Here is a 26936-nt window from a genome sequence, read left to right as displayed (position 1 = left end):
AAGCTCAAATGCCCAAGCCTCCACCCACTCCTGACTTGCGTCTGGTCTCACTGCTGCCCTCAGCAACGGAAATGGCCTGCGCGCTGGGACTCATCGATCAGTTGGTCGGCATCACCCATTGCTGTGACTATCCACCGGAGATCCAAGGCAAACCGCTGGTGGTTCATGGCAACATCCCGGTGGATGAACTGAGCCCTAGCGAGATCGATCACGCCGTCAGCGCATCGGTGGCGAGAGGCCAGAGCCTATACCAAGTTGACGAAGACCTCCTGCGTCAGCTCGCGCCCACGCACATCCTTACCCAAGACCTCTGTCAGGTCTGCGCTCCCGCCGGCAACGAAGTCAGTCAGGCTCTCAAGGCCCTACCTCAAACGCCGGAGATACTCTGGATGTCGCCCCACTCGATCGCGCAGATTGAGGAGAACCTGCGTGAACTCGCCAACTCCACTGGCCGCGCCAGCGTGGCAGAGCATCTGATTCACACCGGACGCCGTCGGCTCCAACGCATCGCTGATCGGCTGCCACCCAACGCCACGCCGGTACGTGTCTTTTGCGCCGAGTGGGTCGACCCCTTGTTCTGCGCCGGGCATTGGGTGCCTGAAATGGTGGAGATTGCCGGAGGCACCGACTCGCTCGGGCGCAAGGGGGCCGACTCCGTTCGAGTGAGCTGGGAAGCGGTACGGGGGGCCAGGCCAGAGGTCTTCATCCTCATGCCATGCGGCTTTGGAAGCGGGGCAGCAGCCGCGCAGACAAGATGGCTCACGCAGCAACCCGGCTGGCTGGAACTTCCGGCGGTGCGCCAGGGCCGTGTCTTTGCCGTGGAGGGAGGATACTTCAACCGGCCCGGACCCCGCGTGATCGACGGAACCGAGTTGCTCGCCCACCTCCTCCACCCCGAGTTCTTCGACTGGCAAGGGCTTGCGTCCGCGTTTCGCCGGATCGACTGCAACTCACCACTGCCACTTCAACCTGGAGATTTCTACTTCGAGGCGGGGCTTCTCGTGCTCACCGCGCAATACCATCGACGACGCGGCTACTGTTGCGGGAGCGGCTGCCGCCACTGTCCTTATGTCTAGCGCTGCGGAATGGACGCATCAGAATCGACGATCACTCGATAGAACCCAGCCGGATCCTCCGCCACAATATCGAACGGACTCACAGCTCCGGGAATGGGATGCCAGGGGCCGGTGGGGGTTGGCGCCACCTCCAGTTGGCCGAGCGACCAGCTGAGCCGAGTGCCGCGCCCGCTTTGTCGGAATCGCAGACGACTGGCCAGATCAGCCACCGACCATTCATAGACGCGGTCGCCCGCCGTGAGCACGCTGGCTCCCTCTGGGCTAAAAGCCACCGCGCTCACCGCCGCGCGATGCCCACTGAAGACTCGAAGCGGCTGCACGGTTTCGGTGTCCCAGAGGGTCGCAGTGAACGCCGGCCAACCTTCACCGGTAAGAACATACTGGCCGTCGGGCGAGAAGGCGGCGGATTCAAGAAATGCTGCGCGAATGACGAATTCCCGCCTGAGCTCAAAAGTCGTGGCGTCAAAAAGACGGATCAAGCCGTCCCCCCAGGCCACCAACAGGGTCTCACCTGCGGGGGCGATGGCCACAGCGACCACGGGACCAGCCTCGGCAATCAAGGTGCGGACGAGTCGACCTGTCCCCACCTCAAAGACCCGGGCGTTCGAATCCGTGGAGCCGCAGACCAGGATCGAAGCGAGGGGAGAGAATGCCACGCTTCTGATCCATCCCGATCCGATCAACGTACGGAGCAGCGCACCGGTTCCCGCGTTGAACACACGCACCCGTCCATCCTGTGCACCTGCAGCCACCAGAGAGCCATCCGGTGACCAAGCGGCGCTCATCGGATGGCTGCCCGTCCATTTGAATTCACGAATCATGGAGCCGCTCTCCGTATCCCAGAGGCGCGCTCCAGGATCGGGAAGGCCCACGGTGGTCAGCAGTTGGGCTCCGTCCCTTGAGAACGCGGCGGCCATGGTACCAGATCCACCGCCCAGGAACTCCCGCACTGCGCCACCGGTGTGCCTATTCCATAGTCGCGCCGGCCGCTCTGTCCCGGCGCTCAGCACAGATTGTCCGTTGGGTGAAAACCCGACGGCCGTGTGAGTCGAGGTCGTATGACCGCGATAGGACTGAAACACCCTTCCGGAGGGCAATTCCCGAAGACTCAGGACTGAATCAAGATCCGCCGTCACCACTAAAAATGCCCCCGTGACGCCCGCGCCGGTAACGATGGGGACGCCGGGAACGACTTGCTGCAATTCGCCCGATGGGAAGTCCCACAGAAAAACGCGACCGTCATTCCCTAACGCCGCCAGGGTGGAGGAGTCGGGCATCCAAAGATCGATCACCAGGAGGGTTGGCGCCGCTATCCCCCCAAACGATCGGATCACCTGGGGAGCTTCGATGTTCCAGAGAAGAATCTCACCACCGCTAGCCGCAGTCACCAGTTGCCCAGTAGGAGTGAACATCACCCGATCGGCGGTCCAGTTGGTGGTCGGCAACGAACGCAGTTCTGCCTGCTCAACCACATTCCAGAGAGTGACGCTATTGGTGCGTGACGCCTCGAGAGTGGCCAGCACGTTTCCATCCGGGGACAAAGCCGCGGCAAAGAAGAAAGCATCGCGTTTCTCCACCGCGAACGTTTGCCTCCCGGTTTCTGAAGACCAAACCCGGGCGATACCCTCGCCCGCTACCGATACAAAGCTCCTTCCGTCGGCGGAGAACTCCAGGCTGAAGATATCGCCTCGCGACGGTGGATGGTCGTGAATCACGTCACCGGATTCGATGCTCCAAGACCGCACCAAGCCGCTGCTCCCTCCGAGCAGGGTCCTTCCGTCGGGTGAAAAGGCCAGCGCGGTCACCGACCACGGCGAATCTAAGGGGGTCAACAACTGACCAGATTTCAGGTCCCACAGAAAAGCTCCGGTCTGTCCTGCGGTTGCCACGAAGCGCTGGTCACGGGAAACGGCCACGCTTCGAACATCGCCAAGGCCAAACGTCCGATTCGGTTCGACCACGAAATCCAGTGCGCTCGTCACTCCACCTACCACCGAAAGAAAGCAGAAGAGGAGGTTCCCCAAGCGGAGTTTCAGTTGAGATAGGTCGGACGTAGTCATGGTGCTCAGTCAGATCGGTATTAAGGGTGCCCCCGGCCGAAGCAGGCCATCTGCCCAACAATCGGCACCGGCTGGTCATGATGCCCAAAGCATGGGAGCGGGACAATGGAACCAAAGGAGCAATGAATGGGTAACCCGCCGAGCCCAACAAGGGGTCGAGGCAGGGATAAGCCCCCTAGCCCGGACCTCAAGTGGCCAATCGGACGCAACCTACTGGTGAGCATTACGATCGATAGAAAACCCTCATGGGGTGAACTCTCGGATCCCTCCGCAACCACGACAAGGGTTATAGCGCCCCACTTCCGTTACGCTCCAACTCACCCATGGAAAGTAGCCATCCTTTCAAATATTTTCTGGATCGGACCCTACGCCACCGGTTAAAGATTTCAGCTAATCATGAAGGTTCTCCCAAAAAATAGAACACGCTGCGTTAGTTCACTTCGACCCCGTTTAATCTGGGGTGATCCAGGTCACGCCACCCCGCAGCCTAACCGCTGCTTAGCCAGTCGCCGAATCACGGGGTGGTGGGCACTTGCCACCACGGCCCTCCTTGCGCTGATTACGGGCGGAGGTTCCCAAGCCCAGGCCCAAACCCCAAACCCGATCGTCGTCGAGAATGCTCTACCCGGCACACCGCAGTCGACGTGGTCGCCCGGGGCATCCGTTCCCACGATTCGCGGGTTTACCAGCGATGTCAGCGTCAATAAGGGGGAGGACATTACCTTCTACATCCAGACACCCGATGGGCCGAACGTCGTATACGATCTGGTGGTGTACCGCCTGGGATACTACCAAGGCAACGGAGCGCGCGAAGTGGCGCGCTTCACCGGCACCACCGTCGATCAACCTCAGTGTCTGACAACCCCCACCCCTTCGCTGGATCCAGCAACGGATGCCCGGGAGTTTCCATTTCTCATCGACTGTGGCAACTGGACTCCGTCGTTGACTTGGAGCACGCCCGCAGACCTGGTGTCCGGGCTGTTCATGGCCAAAGTGCAACGTCGCGATACACGCATCTCATGCGGGATATTCTTCGTGATACGAGATGACGCGCGAGCATCGGATATTCTGTTGCAGACATCCGACACGACCTGGCAGGCATATAACTACGGTGCCGCCTACCAAGGCAGCTCGATCCCGCCCGAACAAACCATGGATGGCCATTGCGTGTACGATGCTCTGAATCGCCGTGCGTATAAAGTGTCCACTCGACGCCCGCACCTCAGCGCCGTGACCAACATAGCCCCCCCTCACGCTCAGGTGATCCTCGAGAACACCGTCGGGCAGGTTTTAGGATACGGCGAGGAATACCCCCTCATCCGCTTTCTCGAGGCGAACGGATTTGATGTCAGCTACACTACCGGCAAGGACAGCGACCAGAGGGGTGAACTCATTCGCAATCATCGTCTGTTCATCTCCAGCGGCCACGACGAATACTGGTCCTTGCCACAGATGCGTCACGTCGAGGCGGCGCGGGACGCGGGCGTCAACTTGGCGTTCTTCTCCGGGAACACCGCCTATTGGAAAATTCGATGGGAGGACGATCACAAGACCATGGTCGTCTTCAAGGAGCAGAAGGGCTTCAAGCTCGACCCGCTCCCGGGCGTGAGCACGGGTTTGTTTCGCGACTCGAAGTTCGGCCCACCCGCGTATGATGGCTATCTGCCCGAGAACGGTTTACTGGGGTTACTCACCTCAATTCCTACCCATGTCGACCATCCCCTCGAAGTCCCCGAGGCCGATGGAAAGCTGAGGTTCTGGCGCAATACCAGCGTCGCGAACATGACCCCGGGACAGGTCAGCGTTTTTGACGATTTGCTGGGATATGAGATCGACGGCGATCTAGACAATGGATTCCGCCCTCCGGGTTTGTTTCATCTCTCGACTACCGAGCTGACCAACCAGCCTGCCTCAAGCTTTGAACTGGGACTCTCGTCCGTGCTCCACCACATGTCGCTCTACCGGGCCAGCAGCGGAGCATTGGTCTTTAGTGCTGGCACCATGCGGCTTCAACGAGCCTTGGCAGGTTTCTACAGCATGGCTCCGAGGGCTGGGGATCCCCGGCTCCAGCAGGCCATCGTCAACCTCTTCGCTGACATGAACGTACAGCCGGCGACTCTCCAAAGCGGGCTGACCCTGGCAACCGCCTCCACCGACCAGACGCCACCGACCGCCCAGATATCCCTTCCTTCCAGCGACACCAATGTGAGCGTCCACGATACGGTGTTCATTTCGGGATCTGCAGCCGACGGCGGCGGACGGGTGGCCGCGGTGGAAGTGTCCACGGACGGCGGAACCAGCTGGCATCCTGCCAAAGGCCGCGAATCCTGGAGCTACGCCTTCACGCCCTGTGATGTCGGCGTCTATGGAGTTGTGGCCCGCGCAGTCGATGACAGCGGTAACATCGGGTTGCCCACTTCAGTGCGCTCACTCGTTGCAACGTTGTCGACTTCGAGCAACTTCGTGGCAAACGGATTGTTTGACTGCGGCTTCGACGAGTATCCACTGCCCAACACGGTCAATTGGATTGCCCGCGGATGGTTCCAGCAAGCCGAGTCCGGCCGAACGCTGGTCCTGACACCAGGAGGATTGGATAACGGCGTGAGTCTGCAACGCGTCGTTGCAGCCGCCGGCCGTGACGGCATCGCACAGAATCTCACCTTGGTGCCAGGGCAAAGATATGCCCTCACAGCAAGAGTGTTCCTGGAGAGTGGTGCCGCGGTCCTAAAAATTGGGTCCTCAGCTGCCACGGCAAGTGTGACGGTGCCCATCAACTCCATCGGCCGCTGGCAAACCCTGAGCGCCGAATACTCCCCGAGCCTGCCCAATTCCACCCTGGCCATCTGCAGCGATGCTGGGCCGGCGGTGTTCAAGGTCGATGACGTGGTGATTCAGATGCTGCCCCAACCTCCGATCAATATTCCACCAACGATCTCGGCAATCAGCTCCCGCAGTATCAACGAGGACGGAACCACCGGCGCCATTGTCTTCACCCTCGCTGATGTCGACTCCCCCGTGAACACCCTGCAGGTGACACCCACGACTTCCAACCCGACGCTCATCCCGGTTGGAAACATCACCATGGCCGGAACCGGCGCGGGCCGTACGGTGACCGTCAAGCCCGCCGCTAACCAGTCCGGATCGGCGATCATCACTCTCACAGTCGCCGACGCCAGCGGAGGCAGGGCGTCTTCCTCGTTCACTCTAACCGTCAATGCTGTGAACGACGCACCCACCATCACCTCCATCTCTGCTCGGACGATCAACGAGGACGGAACCGCGGGCCCGATCGCCTTCACCCTCGCCGATGTGGATTCGTCGGTGAACACCTTGACCGTTACCCCCACCACCTCCAACTCGACGCTGGTTCCGGTGGGTAACATTGTCGTTGCAGGAACCGGCGCCAGTCGTACCGTGACCGTCAAGCCCGCGGCCAATCGGTCCGGATCGGCGACCATCACCCTGACCGTGGCGGATGCGAGCGGAGGCAGGGCTTCTTCATCGTTCACCACCACCGTCATTGCCGTGAACGATCCACCCACCATCACGACTGTCGGACCGCAAACCATCTTTGAGAACGGAACCGCAGGCCCGCTTGCCTTTAGGATCGCCGATGTGGATTCCTCTCTCAGTGGCCTCCGAGTGAGCGTGACGTCTTCCAACACGGCTCTGGTACCGACGGCGAATATCGCCTTCGGAGGGCTGGGAGGCAATCGCACCATTACCATCCGGCCCGTCCGATCGAGAATAGGCACAGCCGATGTGACCATCAAAGTTACCGACAGCGGCGGGCGGAGCAGCACCACCACATTTCGGCTGACTGTGGTGAGACGCTAACACGTCTGCATCTGCGGTTTTCGCTGGCGAGTCATCCGCGAACCTGCAAAGTGCCGTCGTTCTTTGAAATAGCCTTCATTCTCCGTTTGTCGGGGTCTGAAGGCTTTTTCGTTTCAGATTCCGCCCTGGTCTCTCCATCGTAAACCCGCCTGGTCGCTTGCGACCGGGCATGATGAAAGACCAAACATGCGGACATCTCGTTTCTCAGCACCGGCCAGTGCCGGCACCTCCACTCCGCCAAACGATCGGATCACCTTCGCCGTCTCCACATCCCAAAGCGAGCGTGTTGAACTCAATACGTTAGCGCCGAAGAACGAAGGATTTCGCAAAAAGATTCAGCAGTTCCCCAGGAGATTTACTCTCTTCCCAATCGCGACCGTCCTCTGCATTCTCCAAGGCACCATGAAACAGATTCGCAAACTGATCGCCTTCAGCTGCTGGGCTGCCTCCCTGGTGTGGCTCTCGGCCTGCCAGACATCGCCAGCTCCGAGCACCCGCGCACTCGCACCCGAGGCCAGCGTCAAACCCGGCATTAACACGGAATACCTCAAACCGAATCTCAACGTCTCCAATTGGGTCGAGCGCTTCGAAAAGGAGGGACGCGAAATCTACGACCACCGGGAGAAAATCGTCGCCGCAGCCAAGATCCGTCCAGGCTCGGTTGTCGCGGACATTGGTTCGGGCACCGGACTGTTCACCCCCATGCTCTCCGCTGCAACCGGTCCTAAGGGCAGCGTTTATGCTGTCGACATCGTTCCCGCCTTCCTGAAGCTCATTGCGGAACGTGCCGGGCAGGCCGGGCAGCACAATGTTAAGACGGTCCTGTGCACGGAGCGCTCCGTGGAGCTGGCGGATAACTCCATCGACTCGGCTTTCATCTGTGATGTGTATCACCATTTCGAATACCCCCAGCATTCGCTGGCCTCCCTGCATCGTGCCCTCCGCCGCAACGGCGAGGTATTTTTGATCGATTTCAAACGGGTGCCCGGGGTAAGCTCGGACTGGATTCTGAATCACGTCCGGGCGGGCCAGGAAGTGGTGACGGCTGAGTTTGAGGCCGCTGGGTTTAAGAAGATAGAAGAGCTGCCGCTGCTCAAAGACAACTACACCCTCCGCTTCCGCAAAGTGAGCCGCTAGGATCGTGCGCATGGACGCCCCCTCCGCGCCACACCGGACGATCGGGTTCTGGAGTGCGACGGCACTCGTGATCGCCAGTATGCTGGGGGCGGGCGTTTTCACCACCAGTGGTTTTCTGCTGGCGGATTTGAAATCTCCCTGGCTGGTTTTGGTCGCCTGGATGATCGGCGGCGTCATCGCCATGCTGGGAGCCCTGAGCTATGGAAGCCTGGCGCGACACCTGCCGGAGTCCGGTGGTGAATACCTGTTTCTGTCCCGAACGCTACATCCGGCGGCGGGGTACGTGGCAGGATGGATCTCCTTGCTGGTAGGCTTCTCCGCCCCGCTCGCCGCCGCTGCCAATGCCTTTGGTGAATACATGCAAGCTTGGCTGCCCGGCAGCAGCCCTCGCGTCATCGGGACCGTTCTGATGATCCTGATGTCCTCCCTGCACGCTTGGAATGTCCGTCATGGAACATTCGCCCAGAACCTGGCAGTGCTACTTAAAGTGATCCTGATCACCGCCTTCGTCGGCTTCGGTGTGACCAGGATCCCAGGCGCCCCCAGCCCCCCTTCCGCCGACGTTTCCATTCCTTCGTTCGCAATGTCCCTGGTGTGGATTTCGTTTAGCTACGCGGGCTGGAATGCGGTGATCTATCTGGGTGGCGAAGTGACCCATCCCGAGCGCAATCTGCCGCGCTCGCTCGTGACCGGTACCCTGGCTGTCACCGCGATCTACCTGGCCGTCAATGCCGTGTTTGTGCTGACGGTGCCGGCTGAGACGATCTCCGGTAGATTGGAAGTGGGCCGACTTGTGGCCGATCGCCTAGGGGGAGCCGCCTGGGCAAACGGCGCGACGCTCCTCATCGCGCTGGCGCTCATTACCTCCGTGTCCTCGCTGATCATGACCGGGCCGCGGGTCTACGCACGAATGGCGGCGGATGGCTATCTGCCCTCCTGGTTGGTGCAGGAATCCGGCCCGCCCCGGCCGTCCATCGCGTTCCAGTTCGCCATCGGCTTGATCATGCTCTGGACCTCCAGCTACACGGCCCTGCTCACCTTTATCGGATTCACGCTCGGCCTCAGCACGGCCGCCACTGTCCTGGGCCTCGTGCTCGTCCGTCGCCGGCTGGGACCCGCACTGCACGTGACCGGATGGCCTTGGGTACCTCTCACATTCATCGCCGCGGTCCTGGGGACAACTGCGCTGTCCATCTCCCGATCCCCGCTGCCCAGCCTGGCCGGGTTTGCCGTGATCGGCCTCGGCTGGGCCGCCTGGCGCCTCAGCCGTCGACTCGGTTGAGCCCGTCAGATCAGGAGGCAAACCCAGCGGGGTATCGTGATCCGTATTGACGAAACCGAATCCTAAGCAAAACCCGCCCCACCTTACGTCACTTTGTCTTCAAGGTAACCGTGAGATTACCGGTTCCTTTTCCGCAGGAAAATATCTAGGTCACTTTTTAGAGGCTCGGCCGCATCCCGGTCCCTTGCCCCCCCCGAAGCAGCACTCGTTCGAGGTCCCCGCGGTTTGGGTAGCCACAACCACTGCTGGATGGCTGCGGTCATGAGCTTTCCATCCTTCTTTGACGAACTCGGAGATCACCGCCGCGTGGTTTTGAGCCACCCGAATTGCGTCCCGAGTCTTGCCCGTCACGGTCATCCTAACTCCTTTCTTCGTTTTCGAGAAATGATGACGAATGTCCGAGTAGTGCGCGACGTACTCTGCAAATGCCGGATCCCAACGTCGCACCATCAGGCCCGATTCCAGACGGGCGTTCATCTGGCGAATGTGCCCTCGAAGCGCAGCCACGGCCTTGGGATCATCGGACTCGGTGGTGGCAACATACCCGTTTTTGGTGTTCTCCACCGAGCGAGTGATCTTGGCATGAACCTGGAACAGGGTATGGATATTCGCCTGCGCTTCCGGTGGCATCCCCTGGCCATGCACTCCCAGAGGACCCCATGCCAGAGCGCCTGCTAACCCCATCGCCACTGTCAAAAATATCGTTTTCATAGAGGCCTTTCCCGCGTTAATGATGGGAACGTTCCCATCGGGCCGGCCGCATCGAAGTGACCGGTTCCAACCCTTACTGAGCCTGCGCCCATGCAGAAGTTACAACCTTTGGGAAAGGACACGACCTCACTCTGGATGTTCCCCCTCAGAACCCCCGGGCACCCTTTCAGAGGTGCCCGGGGACGGCCGATGCATTAAGCCAGGTCAAAACGATCCAGATTCATCACCTTGGTCCAGGCGGCGACGAAATCCTGAACGAACTTCTTCTCCCCGTCAGAGCTTCCATAGACTTCCGCCAGGGCGCGAAGGATCGAGTTGGAGCCGAAGAGCAGATCGACACGAGTGCCGGTCCACTTCGGTTCACCCGTCTTACGATCGCGACCTTCGAAATAGTCGGCCTCCATCGAAGTCGGCTTCCATTCAGTCCCCATGTCGAGCAGGTTCACGAAGAAGTCGTTGCTCAACGCTTCCGATTTCTTGGTGAACACTCCGTGCCGGGTCTGGCCGGCATTGGTGCCCAGAACACGCAGTCCCCCTACCAACACCGTCAACTCCGGCGCAGTCAGGGTCAGCAGTTGCGCTTTGTCGATCAGCAACGCCTCCGCCGAGATGGTGTACTTGCACTTGAGATAGTTGCGGAATCCGTCGGCGATGGGTTCCAGCACAGCAAAGGACGCCACATCGGTCTGCTCCTGCGTCGCATCCATGCGTCCCGGGGTGAACGGAACCGTCACGTCATGGCCGGCATTTTTGGCAGCCTTCTCGACCCCAACACCACCAGCGAGGACGATCAGATCAGCCAACGAGACTTTCTTGCCGCTGGACTGAGCACTGTTGAACCCAGCCTGGATCCCTTCCAAAGTCTTCAGCACCTTGGCCAGCTGCGCGGGTTGGTTGACTTCCCAATCCTTCTGTGGTGCCAACCGGAGACGAGCACCGTTCGCACCACCACGCATGTCAGAGCCACGGAAGGTAGAGGCGGACGCCCACGCGGTGGAGACCAGCTCCGAAACAGACAGACCGGATGCCAAGATCTTGCTTTTGAGCGCCGTGATGTCCTGAGCATCGACCAACGGATGGTTGACCGCGGGGATGGGGTCCTGCCAAACGAGCTCTTCCTTCGGAACCTCGGAGCCGAGGTATCGCGCGCGCGGACCCATGTCCCGATGGGTCAGCTTGAACCAAGCCCGAGCAAACGCGTCCGCAAACTGACCAGGGTTCGCCAGGAACCGCCGGGAGATCTTTTCGTAGGCCGGATCAAAGCGCAGCGCCAAGTCCGTCGTGAGCATGGATGGCGCAATACGCTTGGAGGGATCGTGAGCCGCTGGAACAGTCCCAGCACCGCCTCCATTCTTCGGACGCCATTGATTGGCACCGGCGGGGCTCTTGGTCAGCTCCCATTCAAACCCAAACAGGTTTTCGAAGAAGTTATTGCTCCACTTCGTCGGGGTGGTGGTCCACGTGACTTCCAGACCGCTGGTGATGGCATCGCCACCCTTCCCAGTCCCGAAGCTGCTTTTCCAACCCAGCCCCTGCTCTTCCAGGCCGGCCGCCTCGGGTTCTACTCCCACATGGGATGCCGGTCCGGCACCGTGGGTTTTCCCAAAAGTGTGCCCACCGGCAATCAGCGCCACCGTTTCCTCATCGTTCATCGCCATGCGAGCGAATGTCTCCCGGATATCCCTAGCGGCAGCGATCGGATCAGGGTTGCCGTTCGGACCTTCCGGGTTCACATAGATCAAACCCATCTGCACGGCGGCCAAAGGGTTCTCCAGGTTGCGGTCGCCCGTATACCGTTTATCGTCCAACCACTTAGTCTCGGTGCCCCAATAGACATCCTGGTCAGGCTCCCAAACGTCGGCGCGCCCACCTGCAAATCCGAACGTCTTGAATCCCATCGTCTCCAAGGCGACGTTACCGGTCAGAATCATCAAGTCGGCCCAAGAAATCTTCCGCCCGTATTTCTGCTTGATGGGCCACAGGAGCCGGCGGGCCTTATCCAAGCTCACGTTATCCGGCCAACTATTCAGGGGCGCGAAGCGCTGCTGGCCCCGCCCGCCGCCGCCACGACCGTCCCCGGTGCGGTAAGTCCCGGCGCTATGCCATGCCATACGGATGAACAAGGGCCCGTAGTGGCCAAAGTCGGCGGGCCACCAGTCCTGCGACTGGGTCATCAGGGCGGCGAGATCCTTCTTTAATGCAGCCAGGTCGAGACTCTTGAACTCCTTGGCATAGTCGAAACCCTCTCCCATCGGATTTGATTTCGTGGAATGCTGGTGGAGCAATTCAACCTTCAGATGGTTCGGCCACCAATCACGGTTGGCTGTGCCGCCGCCGGCGGTGTGGTTGAACGGGCATTTAGCTTCGGATGACATAATATTCGCGTTGGGATCGTTGTGCTACACTCTATTTACAAGCAATCAGTTAGTCACGACTTGGTGAGCGGTCAACTCCATATTCGTAGCCGCATCGCGAAGTGTTTTGGAGTGCGCTAACCCTCTGCCGCTTCCCGGCCCCCCGGAGGGGGATCCTGACTGTGCTCACCCGGGTTTATTCACTCCCCACCCGCGGTGCTGGCCGAATTTAGTGTCGCCTGAAATCTCCCGACCTGGCATACAAGGCCTGGCTGATACGATGAACGTCGACAACATCCTGGCGGCACTCAATTCCGAGCAAGTGGACTATCTCCTAATCGGGGGAATGAACTTCCTCATCCGCCACCTGCCCGAGCTGACGTTTGATGTCGACATCTGGGTTCGAGACGAAGCCGACAACCTTGCCCGCCTCAACCGCGCCTTGACGGCTCTCGGGGGGGCGTGGGGGCCTACCGAACAGGAGTGGGCCTCGGTTCCAGAGGATTGGAACTGGCTGCGCCGCCAATCCGTCTTTTGCCTGACCACTCGTGAGGGCGCTCTGGACGTCTTTCGCGACGTCCGCGGCCTGGAAGGAAGCTACGCTGCATGCCGTGCTCGTGCCGACGTCTGCGCCACCGCTGCCGGACAACCGTTTTTAGGCCTGAGCGACGAGGACATGTTGGCGTGTCAGAAAGCGCTTCCAGAACCCGAACGGAAGCCCAGCCGGGTGCAACATTTGGAACGCGCGATCCGGGAGCGTCAGAAAGGATGAGCGATGGCTGACGGAGAGCTGAAGAAGCGCGAGGAACTCAAACGGGATCGTGCCTACGATCCGTTGCAACGCTGGCTCCATATCCAGCAGACGATCACCTGGGCGGAAGCAAACATGCCTCCCCATCTGCGCCGCAACCAGCCGCGCCGGCCACGCCGGCCTTGAAACGAGAGCTGGGAGTGGGTGGCCCGCGGACCACGCAGATCACGCGGCAGGACAACAACTTTGTGAAGATCCTGAAGGCCGAAATGGGTCCCTTTTGGGGAGGGGTCCTTTGTTTTCTCCAAACCCCATAGGCTCAGTGTGTTCCGCCTGTCTTCTCTGCGCTCTTCCCGTCTCTGCGGTGTAAATCAGTTCGACTTTGTTTTCTGCGGGGGTCTTGGGTCCGTCTTGCGATAGACCTTCCCCTGTTCATACAATTCCAACCGACGTCGATAGCCCGCCCGCGCCCCTGTGGAACTGTCCCGAATCGCCTTCCGTTGTTCGCGCACTGCCAGGTCAAACTGACCCGCAGAAGCGTAAACCGCCGCAAGGGTATCGCGAGCATCTGGGTCTTCCATGACCTCCAGCACGCGGGTGATGTGCCTTAAAGCCGCTGCGTGATCGCGCACGCTCAGTCGGGCACCTGTGGCCGTAACCCAGGCAAATTCGCGTCGCGCGTCCAGGTTCTCAGGATGCAACTCCAGCGCCACCGCCAGCTCTTGGAGCGCGCGCTCCGAATCACCCTGTCGCTGATGTCGAACCGCCAGCCAGTAGTGAACGCAGCCCATCGCTTGGTCGACGGTTAAATCCGCCAACGCCGCCTTGGCTTGAATGGCACCGGATGAGATGTTCCAGGGTTTGACGTAGGACTCGTCGGTGCGGATGGCCCCGTCCATCGTCTCCCAGTTAAGTTGACGGTTCCCTTCACGCCAGCGAACAAATGCGTGCCCCGGACGCCGGTCGCGCGAGGGAATCACCACCAGGACCAGGGGCAGTTGAAGCCGCTGCGCCACGCTCAGGTACAAAAAACTCACCGTATCACAGTCTGCGGCGTAGAACGGACCCGGAAATCGCTCCGCAATCATCTTCAGTCGTCGATGGTTCTGCGACTGCATCTGAAAGGCCGATCGACGAGCCGCCGTCATCCACGACGGGGTCAGGCTGTCCGCCATGAAGTCGGTGGCGCCGGTCTCGGGATAAACAAACCCCTGCCGAATCAGGGTCGCATCAATGCTCCGCAGAACCGCCTCCGCATAGTGCGGATCCCACCGACCCGTTCTTGCCCGTTTTACCTGGCCTGCCGCGGCGCATGCCTCCTCCAGGAAACGGTTTAGGATTTCGACTAGGCTGGGTTCGACCCGGCGGGGCTCTGCTTCCAATCTCAGAATTCGGTGGGCGATGGTTTCCGAAGGATCACCAGTCACTGCCGCATGGGGCAAGGTGACGGGGACGGACGATGGGGGCGGGCGATCGGCACCGGTCAGGGATAGCACGGCTGTGAATAGCGCCAGAGCGCTTGCCGCCACGCATGAGATTTCAACTCGCATTGATTCTTTGTCTGTCTCCACACCGACCTATGATCGCGTCCGCGCAGGCCGTAAACTAGCAACCGACTCGCGTGGCTCAAGATGAATTGGGAGCGTCAACCCGGAGGAGGAACCAATCAAGATACTATCGCCATGATAGGACTGATATCATGCCGTTCTGCTTCATACAAGCGTTTAACGCTCCAGGTGTCGGCGCAAATTCTCCGGACTCAAATAAATTGGCCAACTCGGCAGCCCGCCGCTACATATAGGCCATGCGAACATACTATCGCCAAATTCTGAATTTGCTCTTGGTATGGGTCTTGGGGATCGTTGCCCCACAAGCGGCCATGGCCGCACCTGGGGTGCGCGACGATGCCGCGGTCTTTTCGTCCCGGACAGTCAGACAAGCCGACGATGCTGCTCGGATGATCCAAAAGCAGCTTCACAAGGAGCTCCTGGTCGAGACCTTCGCCGGTATTCCGGAGGGGCGGAGCGAGGAATACGCTCGGAACCGCGAGGAGTTCTTCTCCAACCTCGTCCGCGATCGAGCCCGTTCGGCTCAACTGGATGGAATCTATGTGTTGGTGATGAAGGAGCCCCCGCCGCACCGATTCCGCATCCAGGTGGGCGTGGGTCCGGCGACTCGAGAAAAAGCGTTTCTCACCTCGAACCGTGACGAACTGGTTCGCATTTTTCAAAGTTCGTTCCGTGAGGACCGTTTTGATGAGGGCCTTCAGAACGGCGTCGCTTACGTCGAGAGGACTCTGCGGGCGAATCTCCGGCCATCTGCGGCCGCCGGCACGCCGTCCGCCTCTCCCAACGGATCGTGGGAAACAGCAGCGGCTACCAATGAACCCTCTTCGCGAGGGTCGATCGGATCCTTTTTGCTCCTGGGAGTGCTGCTCTTGGGAGGCATTCTCTTAGTGCGCTTTCTCTTCCGAATGATGCGTGGAAGCCAAGGTGGCCAACTCGCGGGTGCTGGAGGAATGGGCGGACGTGGCGGCGGGTTTCTAACCAGCTTGTTGGGTGGCATTGGCGGTGTCATGGCGGGGAGTTGGCTGTATGACCGTTTCATGGGAGGCAACGCGCACGCCAGTGATAGCTCGATGACGGGTCCGTCGGACAACGGAGCGTCTGATGTAGGCGGAGACTTTAGCAGCTCGGGCGGTGACGTCGATTTCGGCGGGGGTGGTGACTTCGGCGGCGACGGCGGCGGCGGCGGGGATGCGTAATCGCTGAGCCGCCTGGCCCGAACGCTTGAGACACTCATTGCGGCCGTCGCTTTCATCGCCGTTAGGAATCAGCCATGGCGGCTCCCGCTTGACTGCGGGGTTGCACCGAGGAATGGGCGGTTTGCAGGCTCCAGGCTGCCGAGGCTTGCAAATCGCCTACTAGATCCACTCCGGTCTTCAAAACATTCCCGTCGCTTCTTCGACTCTTAGCGGGTGCGGCTCGCGTTGCTGTTCGATCTTGAGGCCAGGGGGTAGCCATTGACATCCCGTTGGCACCATTCAGGCTAGGACTGTCGATAAGCGCCCTTGGACAATCGGACGCCTAGTGGGTTGCCGTGAGGTGGAGTCGGACGAGCGCTCCAGGGCGACCGCGAAGTCACCGCCTTCTCATAAGCTCACACTATGGATCTGGTTGTTTCTACCTCGAATGGCCTTTACTGCGTCCCCGGCGATTTCTACATCGATCCCTGGAAGCCTGTGGCTCGCGCCGTCATCACCCACGGCCACGCAGACCATGCTCGGGGGGGCAGCGGGCATTACCTGACGGCCACGAGCGGGGCAGCCATCCTGCGCAAACGGCTCGGGGATCACCTCCCGCTGCAGACCGTCGAATATGGCCAGATCCTTCAAGATCATGATGTCCAACTAAGCCTTCATCCCGCGGGCCATGTGCTTGGGTCCGCGCAAGTGCGATTAGAACACCGAGGGCAAGTTTGGGTGGTCTCGGGCGATTACAAGACCGAGGACGACGGGACCTGCGCGCCCTTCATCCCCGTCCGTTGTCATACCTTCATTACAGAATCCACTTTCGCGCTGCCCATTTACCAGTGGCCGACTCAAGCGCAATTGAAGTCCCACATCCTGGCTTGGTGGCGGTCGAATGCGGAGCAAGGAAGAACCAGCGTCGCTTTTTGCTACAGTCTGGGAAAAGCGCAACGCATCCTCGCCATGCTCGACCCCTCCATTGGGCCAATTCTCACGCACGGTGCCGTGGAGCGCATGAACGCCGCCTATCGAGAGACGGGGGTCAATCTACCTCCGACCCAGTATGCGGGCCAGGTGACGGAGCCTTCCGATCTGCGTCGAAGCCTCGTGCTGGCGCCGCCCTCGGCACAGGGTACCGCCTGGGTGAGACGCTTCGGCGATTACGCCGATGCCTTCGCGAGCGGCTGGATGCAGGTGCGTGGCACACGCCGGCGTCGCGGCGTGGACCGCGGCTTCGTGATGTCGGATCACGCCGACTGGTCAGGTCTTCAGCAAGCCGTGAAAGCCACCGGCGCACAGCGCGTGATCGTCACCCACGGTCAAGTGCATGTGATGGTCCGATGGCTTCGTGAATGCGGTTTGGAAGCGAATGCATTTCCTACCGAATACGGAGAGGAAGATTCAGAGGGCCAGGAGGCCGTTCCCGCGAATGCCGCGGACCTCAGCCCCGATAAGATCGACCCCACACTGCCTCTTGTATGAAGGCATTCGCCGAACTCTATGCCCGGTTGGATGCTAGCACGAGCAGCCACGCAAAACTCGAGGCCATGCAGGACTACTTTCGCGACGCCCAGCCGGCCGACTCGGCCTGGGCAGTGTATTTTCTGTGTGGAGGCAAACCACGCCAATTGGTGCCCACCAAGCTGCTTCGGGAACTGATCACCACGACCTCGCAGCTTCCCCAATGGCTCTTTGACGAATGCTACCAAGCCGTCGGCGACCTGGCCGAGACCCTCTCCTTGTTGCTCCCGCTGAGTAGCACAACCAACGCCGATGGTCTGGCTAGTTGGGTGGAGGGCAAGCTGCTCCCGTTGCGCGACATCCGAAAGGACCTTGGGGCCATGCATTTAATGCCTTTGCTCGATCAGCTGGATAGAGGCAGCCAACTTGTATTCCTCAAACTGATCACCGGCAGTTTTCGCGTCGGAGTTTCCAAGTTGCTGGTCACCCGAGCATTGGCGGCCTTGGCCGGTCTCGATGCCAAGCTTATCGCTCAGCGACTGGTGGGCTACACCGATGGATCGAGCCCGCCCACCGCTGACCGATATCAACGCTTAATCTCGCAACCTACGGACGGCGCTCCGGATGACCGCGACGCAGGTCAGCCTTATCCCTTCTTTCTAGCTCATTCGTTGCAGCTGCCGGTAACGGAATTCCAGGAAAGAATCGGGCCTCCGAGTGACTGGCAAATTGAATGGAAGTGGGATGGGATCCGCGCTCAGATCGTCAAGCGCCACGGCACACTGTGGATCTGGTCCCGCGGTGAGGAGCTGGTGACCGAGCGTTTTCCGGAGCTCTCAGCACTCGCTTCCACACTCCCGGATGGGACGATTCTGGATGGAGAGATCGTGGTTTGGAAGGCCGATCAGGTGCAACCGTTTGCCCTGTTACAGCAGCGAATCGCGCGCAAGAGGCTCCCTGCATCCCTGCTGAAGGACGCTCCAGTGATCTTTGTAGCCTACGACCTGTTGGAGTGGCGGGGAGTGGACTGGCGCACCCGCCCCCAGCGGGAGCGACGCCAACAGCTCGAGCATTTAGTCAGAGAAGTCCCGGAACCACACTTGCGCCTTTCCGAGCTGTTAGAAGGTGCCACCTGGAGTGAACTAGACCAACAACGGGCTCGTTCGCGAGGGCTAGGGGTAGAAGGGATGATGCTCAAAGGCAAAGAGGCACGTTACGGGGTCGGGCGCACCAAAGAGGCCGGGGTGTGGTGGAAGTGGAAAATAGATCCCTACACGGTGGATGCGGTTCTCATTTATGCGCAGCGAGGTCACGGGCGCCGCGCGAGCCTCTACACCGATTTCACATTTGCTGTCTGGAGCGCAGGCCTGGAGGTGGCCGACCGCCGCCTCATTCCGTTCGCCAAAGCGTACTCAGGACTTACGGATGATGAGATGCGACAGGTGGACGCGATCGTCCGTAAGACTACGATCGAAAAGTTCGGCCCCATGCGTAGCGTCACCCCTACTCTGGTATTCGAGATCGGCTTTGAAGGGATCGGCGCGAGCGCCAGGCACAAAAGTGGAATCGCGGTGCGCTTCCCCCGGATCTTGCGGTGGCGCCAAGATAAGCCCCTCGCCGAAGCGGACACGCTGGAGACGCTCCGAGCTTTGCTTCCGCCAACGCAAACTCCCGGAGCCGGCCTTTGAATGCGGTACGATACTCCGTCCTCTGAGCCCACCCGACTGCTAGTCCCGGAGTGACCTAAAGACATCCAGGCAGCGCTTGGCGGTTTCCATTTGGGAGAAACGACTTCCTTCCTGCTCGATCAGGTAGTGTTCAACGCCGCCGGAAGTCTCGGCCGTCTCGAGCAGGGGACCCCAACGTCCCACGCCCTCACCGAGTAGCACGCGATATCCCTTCTGCGGATCGCTTGACCAATCCTTAAGATGATAAGTCTTAATGCGTCCGGGGTTTGCCCGGATGAACGCCAGTGGATCGGCACCCGCCGCGAGGCAGGTCGCCACATCGAGTTGGAACGCGACCTCCTGGGGCGTATTCCCGGTCAGAATATCGATCGGCCGAGTGCCCTCGAGCGGTCGAAAATCGACGTCCCAGTTGTGGTATCCGCAGCCAAGCCCTGCTTTCCGGAGCTTCGTGGCCGACTGAGCCAACACTTCTGCCGTGCGGCGCCAACCATCCAGATTCTCCTGTGTACCCGCATGCGCCATGATCACGTAACGGCTGCCAAGAATGTGGTTCAGTTCGATGGCTCGAGACAAAGACTCTTCCGCAAAGTGCTTCGCGGCTGTATGGTTGGAGTAACAGCGCAACCCCACATCATCCAGACGTCGACGGATTTCCCGCGCACGCGATGGAGTCCAATCAAGGTAGGGTGCCCAAAACTCGACGCATTCGTAGCCCATCTCGCGCAGACGACCCAGGGTGGAGATCAGGTCGCGCTTCTCGTCATCCCGCACCGAATACATCTGAATGCCAATGGGTATTTTCGGGCGCGTTCTCGGCTCAGCCGCCGCCGTCGAAAGCGCCCAGGGGGTCGCTCCGACGGCAGCGAGAAACGATCGACGAGAAATGCCATCAGAGTTCATCGTTCCGATATGAAGCGCACCGGTTGATCGCTCAACGCACCACCGTTGAGGCCTCGCCGACGCAGGCGTCCCCTTGCCCAGCGGGCCTCCGCAGTCCATCCTCAGGGCAACACTTCCACACGATAGAACACGCTACGCTCCCCAGCGGGCAATGCATTGTCCGTGAAGGTCGTCGTGGCACCACCGCTCGGAATCGCCGGATCCAGGTTCGTCCAAGCGCTGAGATTGGTCGAACGTTGAACCCGATAGCTCTTCCCGGCGGTGGAAACCCAGGTGAGGGTAAACGTCCCCACTCCAGGCCCGCCACCGAAGCCAGTGATGACCGGAGAGTCCGGCGGCTGAGAAACCAAACTGTTCGCCCCACCCGTCATGACCTGCTGGACTTCTGAAACGCTGAGCGCTTTGCGGAAGAAAGCCACGTCATCAATCCGTCCGACCCAATAAAATGCCCGGCCATCATCCTGCCCCGCACCGATATGCAGATCCTTGATCGAGTTAGCAGCCACACCTACCTCCTGGCTGGCCACTTCTACTCCGTCGAGATACATGCGACGGATCCTCGCCTCCGCATCATAATTAATCGCCACATGCACCCAGGTATCCGCCACGACGGCGCCGCCATCGATCGGATTCCAGCTTCCCGAGGGTCCATGGTCGCCGGCCCAATACTCCCATCGACCGTTGAACGTGTTGTAAAGAATCGGCCCATTGACCGATGCCCCGTTATCCTCGCGCGAGGTAAAGGGTGAATGGTAGTTCCCGTCGCCCACCACTGTCGGATAGGCCCAAAGTGTCACCGTAAAGCTGCCGGATTCACCAGGAAGGCTCAGCCCGGGGTTCAGACGCGGATCGTAAAGCACATCGATACGGCTGTTGCCGTCAAAGGAAGCGGAAGCACCGGTCGCGGCATTGGCTCCTTCTTCACCGAAGATAACCTCACCGAAGATCGTGCCATCATGGCCGTTCCCGCTGGCATCGAGAGCGTCCTGATCGAGCGGCCACCAAGCTACCAAGGGATCGGTGAAAGCTACCAGGGCCTTCGTGAGAACAATAACTTCCGGGGTAATCGGATCATCCGTGGTCACCTTCAAAAGAGCCGCGATAAGCCCGTCGCCATCCAGGCGATCAAATGTCACACGGATGGCTCCACTGGCTCCCGGAGCCAGGGTTGCCGGAAATTCGGTGACGGTGAAACTCGCCGCCTGTGGGCCAGTGACCAGAACTTCGGTAACGGACAAGACCCGGCTTCCTCCCACATTCTGAAGATTGAAGGCCGCTGTCACTGGCCCTGTGCCCGCCGGCAGCGTGCCGAAGTCCAGGGCCGCCGGGGCCACCACTTGAGGGTCGTGGATACTCCCCCGCAGAACGACGGACCGAACCGGCTCGGTGCTATCGTTGCTGGTGATCTGCAGAACCGCCTCAACGTCCCCACCGGCACCCTGAGGATCGAAAGCGATGGTGAGCGTGCCCGCGCCCCCTGGCTCGATAGGTCCCGGAGCGGTAACCACGGAAAAATTCGCAGCATTGACCCCGCTGAACTCGGTGCCGCTGATCGTCAAGGTTTTGGTCAGGCCGACATTGTTCACCGTGAGCGGAAACTGCTGAACGCCTCCATTCAAGGGTAGGATGACGGGAGAGGCAATCCGAAGACGCGGGTCGGGAACCACCGGACCAGCATCGACGCCGTTCGCCATCACGTTCTGAACTTCCTCCTCGGTGAGCGCGTTGTCCCAGATCCCCACATCGTCGATGTCACCCGCCCAAGTGAACGAGTTGCCATCATCAGCACCGCCCCCGATATGCGTGGGACGAACGGAATTGGCTGAGATGCCGCCCGGCTGGTTGATGACTTCGACGCCATCGAGGTACATTTTGCGGGTAATGGTCTCGGAATCATAAACAATCGCCACGTGCACCCACGCCTCGGCGGTGGCCGGCCCGGCCGGGATCGCGTTCCAGGTGCCCGAGGGGCCATTGTTCCCCGCCCAGAAACTCCATTGACCGTTCGGCTCAATGTAAAGAATCGGCCCGTTCACATTGGCTCCATTGTCTTCCCGAGAGGTGAACGGAGAGCGGTGGGATCCTCCGACGCGGGTGGGACGCACCCACAAAGCGACAGTGAAGCTGCCCGAACCGTCCGGAGCCTTCACGCCCGGATTGAGCAGCTCGGAATAGGGTATGTCGATGTGACCATTGCCCGAAAAGGTGGCCGCTGCGCCGGTGCTGTTGTTGGCGCCCGCAGCGCCGAAACTAACGGTGTTCCCATCGATAACGCCATCGTGGCCGTTGCCAGTGGCGTCCGTAGCATCCGTATCTAGCGGCCAATGAGCCACCAGACCCGCGTGCGCCGGAAGGATAAGAAGGGAGGTAAGACAACCAAGAAACAGAGGGCTTAGCTTCATAGAGTGTGAAGTTACTGGGACATGTACACTGCCGACCACTTGAGGTATCCTAGGCAAATCCGTAAGGGGAGTCCAATGAGTTTTTCGGCCACTGAAGACTCCCTGCATTCATAGAGCAGACATCAGGGGTTCCCGCTCACACCCGGCCCATCAACGGGTCGCTGAAACTTTCGAATCCGTTCTCAAGATGCCCGGCGAGGCGCTGTTCAAACCTAGCCGCGTCTTGGATCTGGACCTGGAGATCATACCATCCATGGCTGCGGGCCAGGCTGATGACGGTCTTAACAACGGAGCCGGACGTACCGCCCTGCCCCAGCCGAAGGGTGAGCGGCTCGCCTCCGTAGGCCATATCACGGACCGTGACTGTGACGTTGTTGGCGTCGTGGTTGATCAGCGTCAGCAGCCCGCGGGATTTGCCGTCACGATCTTCCTCCGCGGCCTGCCATTGAACCTCCACCCGCGGATCCCGCGCACTGCCCTTGAACTCGCGCAGAAATCCGTTCGGCCCATGGACACAAAGCCGATACTCGCCGGTTTCGAAACGATCCAACCGCCAACGATCCGACAGCGTGTCTCCCGCGACGACCGCGTACGCCCAGGTATGACCCTGCTCGAAGGACGGCTGGGTGGCGCCGTCACCGGACGGTCTCCACTTGACGGGCGCGTAAACGTGGAAAGGAGCTCCCGATGCCCTGCTCCCGAACAAAGCCTTGCCGGCAGCAAATCGAATTTCAAATGTTTGCCTATCCTCGCTTAAAGCACCCGTCACCGTCAGCTCATACGGAAGCGCACAGGCAGGACGAATGCCCGGTTCTTGCCGTGGCATGAACGGAGCCGAAGCTCCCCCCTTCCGCACCAGCGCGCGCTCCTCCGAGTTCAATGCCTTAAACCCAGTGGGGATTTCCTTAAACTGGGCCTGATGAATCGAGCCCAGGAATGCCTCGCGTTCGACGGATCGCGGCAATTCCATCTTCTCACCGTGGTAGGGGCGAAAGGCGGAACTCAGATCTCCACAGACTGCCCTTCGCCAAGCGGAGATGTTGGTTTCTCGAATGGTTTTGCCGGTCTTGTGACTCAGCCAGCCCTCCATCAGCTGCAGGATGGAGGTGTGATCGAACACTTGAGAGCATACGTAACCGCCGCGGCTCCAGGGCGACGCAATCAGGAGCGGCACACGAAATCCGAGTCCGATAGGATCGGTGGGAGTGGATCCCGGTCCAGCGGACGTCGACGAGGCGTCTGGAACGCGACGGCGCACCAGTTCGATGGAGGTATCGATCGCAGCCGACGCTTTGCCGGTGTCCGGACGTTGCAGGTCGGGTGGAACAAACGGAGGTACATGATCGAAATAGCCGTCATTTTCATCGTAACAGAGAATGAAAATGGTCTTCTTCCAGACTTCGGGATCCTGCGTCAGGATATCCATCACCTCGCTCAGATACCACGCACCGTACCAGGGCGCTCCGGGATGGTCCGAAAAATTCTCCGGTGCAACGATCCACGACACCTTGGGCAGTTTTCCGGTTCGAACGTCTTGGCGGAATTGATGCAACACATCGCCCTTCGGGATCTGCATCCGCCGCTCGGTCTCACCCTGCCGATACGTTAGGCTCGTCAGTTTGCGGTAGTCCGGATCCCCCTCGTTGGTGGTGAAGGCTTTGCGATGCAGGCTTTGCGCCCGCTCAGGCAGCTGGCTGAACTTCTCTTCGGTATAGGTCTGAAGATGCTGGCGCACCTCCTCAAGCTCCGAGCGTGTGGAGTTGAGCTTCTTTTTCTGAGCCTCGGTGGGATTGGCAATCCCCTCGAGCTGCGCGACCTGGGCCGTCAAAGCTTTTTCGCGGGTGGGTAACTCGCGACGGTAGGACGCGCTGAAACGCACATGATACTGGCTAAACCACTCGATGGGGTTGTCCGTGAAGTTGGCCAGCCACGCATCCTCCGGTCCGGTCAGCCCCGTTTTCAGACTCAGCTCGTTCTGATAAATCTTCCAAGCAACACCCGCATCCTCCAGACGCTCCGGAAACGTCATCCAAGAGGCCTCGTCCCCATAGTCCACATCCGAGTTCCAGACGTTGGCTTTCGTTTCGATCGACGGCTTTTCACGGATGGTGCCCGTCCAGAGATGCAGACGATTCGGAGTGGTTCCCGTCAGAGAAGAACAAAAGTTCTGATCGCACACCGTGAAGGCATCGGCCAAGGCGTAGTAGAACGGGATATCCTCGCGATTGTAGTACCCCATCGTGAGGGGCAGATGAGCATAGTCTTTTCGACCCGAGGGTTTGGCGGGCAACCATCGATCGTGCTTGCCGTCGTTGCGCGCCGCCGTTTGGTCGCCCCACGAGTGAGGCAACGCGCTCATCCACGTGGCCTTGGTATCCTTGATATTCAATCGAAACGGGGGATAGGTCTCGCCCCGCGCGTTGGATTGCAGCCAGACCGGATTCCCATCCGGCAGGTTCACGGCGCGGGGATCGTTGAACCCTCGCACACCCCGCAGCGTTCCATAGCAGTGGTCGAACGAGCGATTCTCCTGCATCAGGATCACGACGTGTTCGGCGTCCAAGTAAGTCGTGCCTGGAGGCGGGTTGATGGCCACCGCTCGCTCAATGGCGGCAACTTGCGATGCCGACAAACTCCCCCCCGCCGCCAAAAGCGCGGCCTTCTTGAGAAACTCGCGTCGTGAATCCATACTTAACCAGAAACCTAGCAAAGCGTCCCCCAATGGATAGGGAAAACCCGCGCGAAAGATCGTCACTCTAGCGCGACATCAGGCAGAGGAGTGACACTGGATCTCAGCCGTTCCAACCCCGCCGTCTCTGTGGTGGCACGACACCGCTTTTCCTTCACGCCGACCATCTCCCCCCGTGAACTCCTAGCCGAGGAAGCCTCCCGGTCACGACGCCGCACGCAGGGCAAGCGGCAACATATCCCGAACACTACCCATCACCAATTTCATGATTCTAAGTAAAGTATACCTTCCCTAAATGCACATTTTTAGATGCTTTCGATGCGTTTGAGCATACGTCCCGTCCGTGTGCGAGAAAACCGTGCTCGTCCTACCTCAAGAGTCCGCTCGGAAAAAGCGCTTGCTCCCCGAAACCACGCTGGAGCAATTTTCCGCATGCAGCCCTCATCGCGCACAGCTTTTCTCGCTCTGCCCTGGCGTTCCACCTCAGCCGGAAACGTACTCGGAAACCTTGTCGAATGGCTCAGGGCTGGGTGGAAACCCCCGACCAAGGTGAGAGGCATCGTCCACTTGACGATCTGGCTATTGATCGCGGGTGTGCCCAATCCCATGGCCCAGGGCGCCGAGGTGCTCCGCGTGATGACGTTCAACCTCTGGCATGGGGGGGAAGCTGGCGGCCAGCCCCTGTCTCAAACGGCGGCTGTGATCCAACTTGCGAAGGCCGATGTGGTCGGCCTTCAAGAAACCTATGGGCGGACTAAGCAAGGATCACAACCCGACAACGGCAAGAAGCTGGCCGAGCTGCTGGGATGGTTTTACTTCGATCAAGGTGAACGCACCGGCATCCTCAGCCGTTTTCCGATCGCCACCAACACGCCCCACAAATGGGGGGTTTCCGTCCGATTGCCATCCGGTCGGACTTTCTGGATGTTCAATGCACATTTCTCTCATGCTCCCTACCAACCCTACCAGCTGCTGAAGATTCCCTACGCCAATGCTCCCTTTATCGAAACGGCCGAGGAGGCGGTGAATGCGGCACGCCAGGCACGGGGCCACCAAGTCACCGGCCTCCTGAAGGACCTAAGGCCGATGCTCAGCTCCGGAGCGACCGTCTTCCTCACCGGCGATTTCAACGAGCCCTCCCACTTGGACTGGACGCCCCGGGCGGCCGCTGCTGGCGTCTGCCCCATCGCGGTCGACTACCCCTCGACCCGCGTCGTGATGGACGCCGGCCTGCGGGATGTCTTCCGCACCGTCCATCCCGACGAGATACAACGGCGGGGCAACACCTGGACACCCACCACAACACCGGACGATCCCAAGGACCGTCACGACCGCATCGATTTTGTCTTCTTCAGCGGCACGGGGGTGACCGTCAAGCTGTGCGACATCGTGGGCGAAAGCAAAGCCTACGCCGATTTGGTCCTTACTCCCTATCCTTCGGATCACCGGGCCGTGGTGGCCACGGTCCAGTTGCCCGATTCGAGATGAATGTGGAGTTGACCGTGAAGCGGTCCGACCAGGTTTACAGTTCTGATTTCCGGCAGCCCCCTGCCGCTTTGGTCCCCCCCGCGGAGCGGGCATCCCCTCCAGGGATACCGAAAAGCTGTAGAGGGCTACAGCACTCCAAGACGCTTCGCGACCGACTGGCCGATATGGAGTGCGGCAGACCCCTGCCGCTTTGGTCCCCCCCGCGGAGCGGGGATCCCCTCCAGGGATACCGAAAAGCTGTAGAGGGCTACAGCACTCCAAGACGCTTCGCGACCGACGGGCCGATATGGAGTGCGGCAGACCCCTGCCGCTTTGGTCCCCCCCGCGGAGCGGGCATCCCCTCCAGGGATA

17 protein-coding genes are annotated in these 26936 nt (G+C 60.2%); 10 read left to right on the top strand and 7 right to left on the bottom strand.

Annotated elements, in window-relative coordinates; genetic code table 11:
* Window positions 1–8 precede the first annotated feature (8 nt).
* A complete protein-coding gene (locus JNN07_08495) occupies window positions 9–1076 on the top strand; it encodes an ABC transporter substrate-binding protein (protein ID MBL9167766.1) in 1068 nt (355 codons plus the stop codon).
* Here JNN07_08495 and JNN07_08490 read toward each other — a convergent pair.
* On the bottom strand, window positions 1073–3136 hold the full coding sequence (locus JNN07_08490; GenBank protein ID MBL9167765.1) for a hypothetical protein: 2064 nt from the start codon (window positions 3134–3136) through the stop codon (window positions 1073–1075). The genes JNN07_08495 and JNN07_08490 overlap by 4 nt on opposite strands.
* A gap of 396 nt (window positions 3137–3532) precedes the next feature.
* Between JNN07_08490 and JNN07_08485 the strand changes: the two genes are divergently transcribed.
* The 3 genes from JNN07_08485 (at window position 3533) to JNN07_08475 (ending at window position 9392) form a co-directional block, all read left to right on the top strand.
* Window positions 3533–6973, top strand: coding sequence for a hypothetical protein (locus JNN07_08485; protein MBL9167764.1), 3441 nt, complete (start codon window positions 3533–3535; stop codon window positions 6971–6973).
* Between the two features lie 186 nt (window positions 6974–7159).
* Window positions 7160–8110, top strand: a complete 951-nt coding sequence (locus JNN07_08480; GenBank protein ID MBL9167763.1) for a methyltransferase domain-containing protein — start codon at window positions 7160–7162, stop codon at window positions 8108–8110.
* Between the two features lie 10 nt (window positions 8111–8120).
* Window positions 8121–9392, top strand: coding sequence for an amino acid permease (locus JNN07_08475; GenBank protein ID MBL9167762.1), 1272 nt, complete (start codon window positions 8121–8123; stop codon window positions 9390–9392).
* A gap of 150 nt (window positions 9393–9542) precedes the next feature.
* On the opposite strand, the gene JNN07_08470 is transcribed toward JNN07_08475, so the two are convergent.
* Entirely contained in the window at window positions 9543–10103 is a 561-nt protein-coding gene (locus tag JNN07_08470; protein MBL9167761.1) for a hypothetical protein, read from the bottom strand.
* 194 nt (window positions 10104–10297) lie between these two features.
* Window positions 10298–12478: a catalase/peroxidase HPI gene (gene katG / locus JNN07_08465; GenBank protein MBL9167760.1), complete on the bottom strand. Its 2181-nt coding sequence runs from the start codon at window positions 12476–12478 to the stop codon at window positions 10298–10300.
* 259 nt (window positions 12479–12737) lie between these two features.
* Between katG and JNN07_08460 the strand changes: the two genes are divergently transcribed.
* Both JNN07_08460 and JNN07_08455 read left to right on the top strand, forming a co-directional pair.
* Window positions 12738–13229 carry a hypothetical protein gene (locus JNN07_08460; GenBank protein MBL9167759.1) on the top strand — a complete coding sequence of 164 codons (492 nt, stop codon included), beginning with the start codon at window positions 12738–12740 and terminating at the stop codon, window positions 13227–13229.
* Window positions 13230–13232: 3 nt separating this feature from the next.
* Entirely contained in the window at window positions 13233–13394 is a 162-nt protein-coding gene (locus JNN07_08455) for a hypothetical protein (GenBank protein ID MBL9167758.1), read from the top strand.
* 185 nt (window positions 13395–13579) lie between these two features.
* On the opposite strand, the gene JNN07_08450 is transcribed toward JNN07_08455, so the two are convergent.
* Window positions 13580–14737, bottom strand: coding sequence for a hypothetical protein (locus tag JNN07_08450; GenBank protein ID MBL9167757.1), 1158 nt, complete (start codon window positions 14735–14737; stop codon window positions 13580–13582).
* A 275-nt stretch (window positions 14738–15012) separates the two neighbouring features.
* On the opposite strand from JNN07_08450, the gene JNN07_08445 reads away from it, so the two are divergent.
* From JNN07_08445 to JNN07_08435, 3 genes are all read left to right on the top strand, one after another.
* Complete coding sequence (locus JNN07_08445; GenBank protein MBL9167756.1) at window positions 15013–15972, top strand: TPM domain-containing protein; 960 nt, start codon at window positions 15013–15015, stop codon at window positions 15970–15972.
* 402 nt (window positions 15973–16374) lie between these two features.
* Entirely contained in the window at window positions 16375–17439 is a 1065-nt protein-coding gene (locus JNN07_08440) for a ligase-associated DNA damage response exonuclease (protein MBL9167755.1), read from the top strand.
* On the top strand, window positions 17436–19106 hold the full coding sequence (locus JNN07_08435) for an ATP-dependent DNA ligase (protein ID MBL9167754.1): 1671 nt from the start codon (window positions 17436–17438) through the stop codon (window positions 19104–19106). Before JNN07_08440 ends, JNN07_08435 begins: the two co-directional genes overlap by 4 nt.
* A 39-nt stretch (window positions 19107–19145) precedes the next feature.
* On the opposite strand, the gene JNN07_08430 is transcribed toward JNN07_08435, so the two are convergent.
* From JNN07_08430 to JNN07_08420, 3 genes are all read right to left on the bottom strand, one after another.
* Window positions 19146–20006 carry a sugar phosphate isomerase/epimerase gene (locus JNN07_08430; GenBank protein ID MBL9167753.1) on the bottom strand — a complete coding sequence of 287 codons (861 nt, stop codon included), beginning with the start codon at window positions 20004–20006 and terminating at the stop codon, window positions 19146–19148.
* A 101-nt stretch (window positions 20007–20107) separates the two neighbouring features.
* On the bottom strand, window positions 20108–22408 hold the full coding sequence (locus JNN07_08425) for a choice-of-anchor D domain-containing protein (GenBank protein ID MBL9167752.1): 2301 nt from the start codon (window positions 22406–22408) through the stop codon (window positions 20108–20110).
* A 136-nt stretch (window positions 22409–22544) separates the two neighbouring features.
* Entirely contained in the window at window positions 22545–25097 is a 2553-nt protein-coding gene (locus JNN07_08420; GenBank protein ID MBL9167751.1) for a phospholipase C, phosphocholine-specific, read from the bottom strand.
* Window positions 25098–25529: 432 nt separating this feature from the next.
* Here JNN07_08420 and JNN07_08415 point away from each other — a divergent pair, with 432 nt between their 5' ends.
* Window positions 25530–26585: an endonuclease/exonuclease/phosphatase family protein gene (locus JNN07_08415; protein ID MBL9167750.1), complete on the top strand. Its 1056-nt coding sequence runs from the start codon at window positions 25530–25532 to the stop codon at window positions 26583–26585.
* Window positions 26586–26936 lie beyond the last annotated feature (351 nt).

Source organism: Verrucomicrobiales bacterium, from assembly GCA_016793885.1.
GTDB lineage: Bacteria > Verrucomicrobiota > Verrucomicrobiia > Limisphaerales > UBA11320 > UBA11320.
Note: the sequence above shows the minus strand (reverse complement) of the source record. Positions and strands in the feature narration are given on the sequence as shown.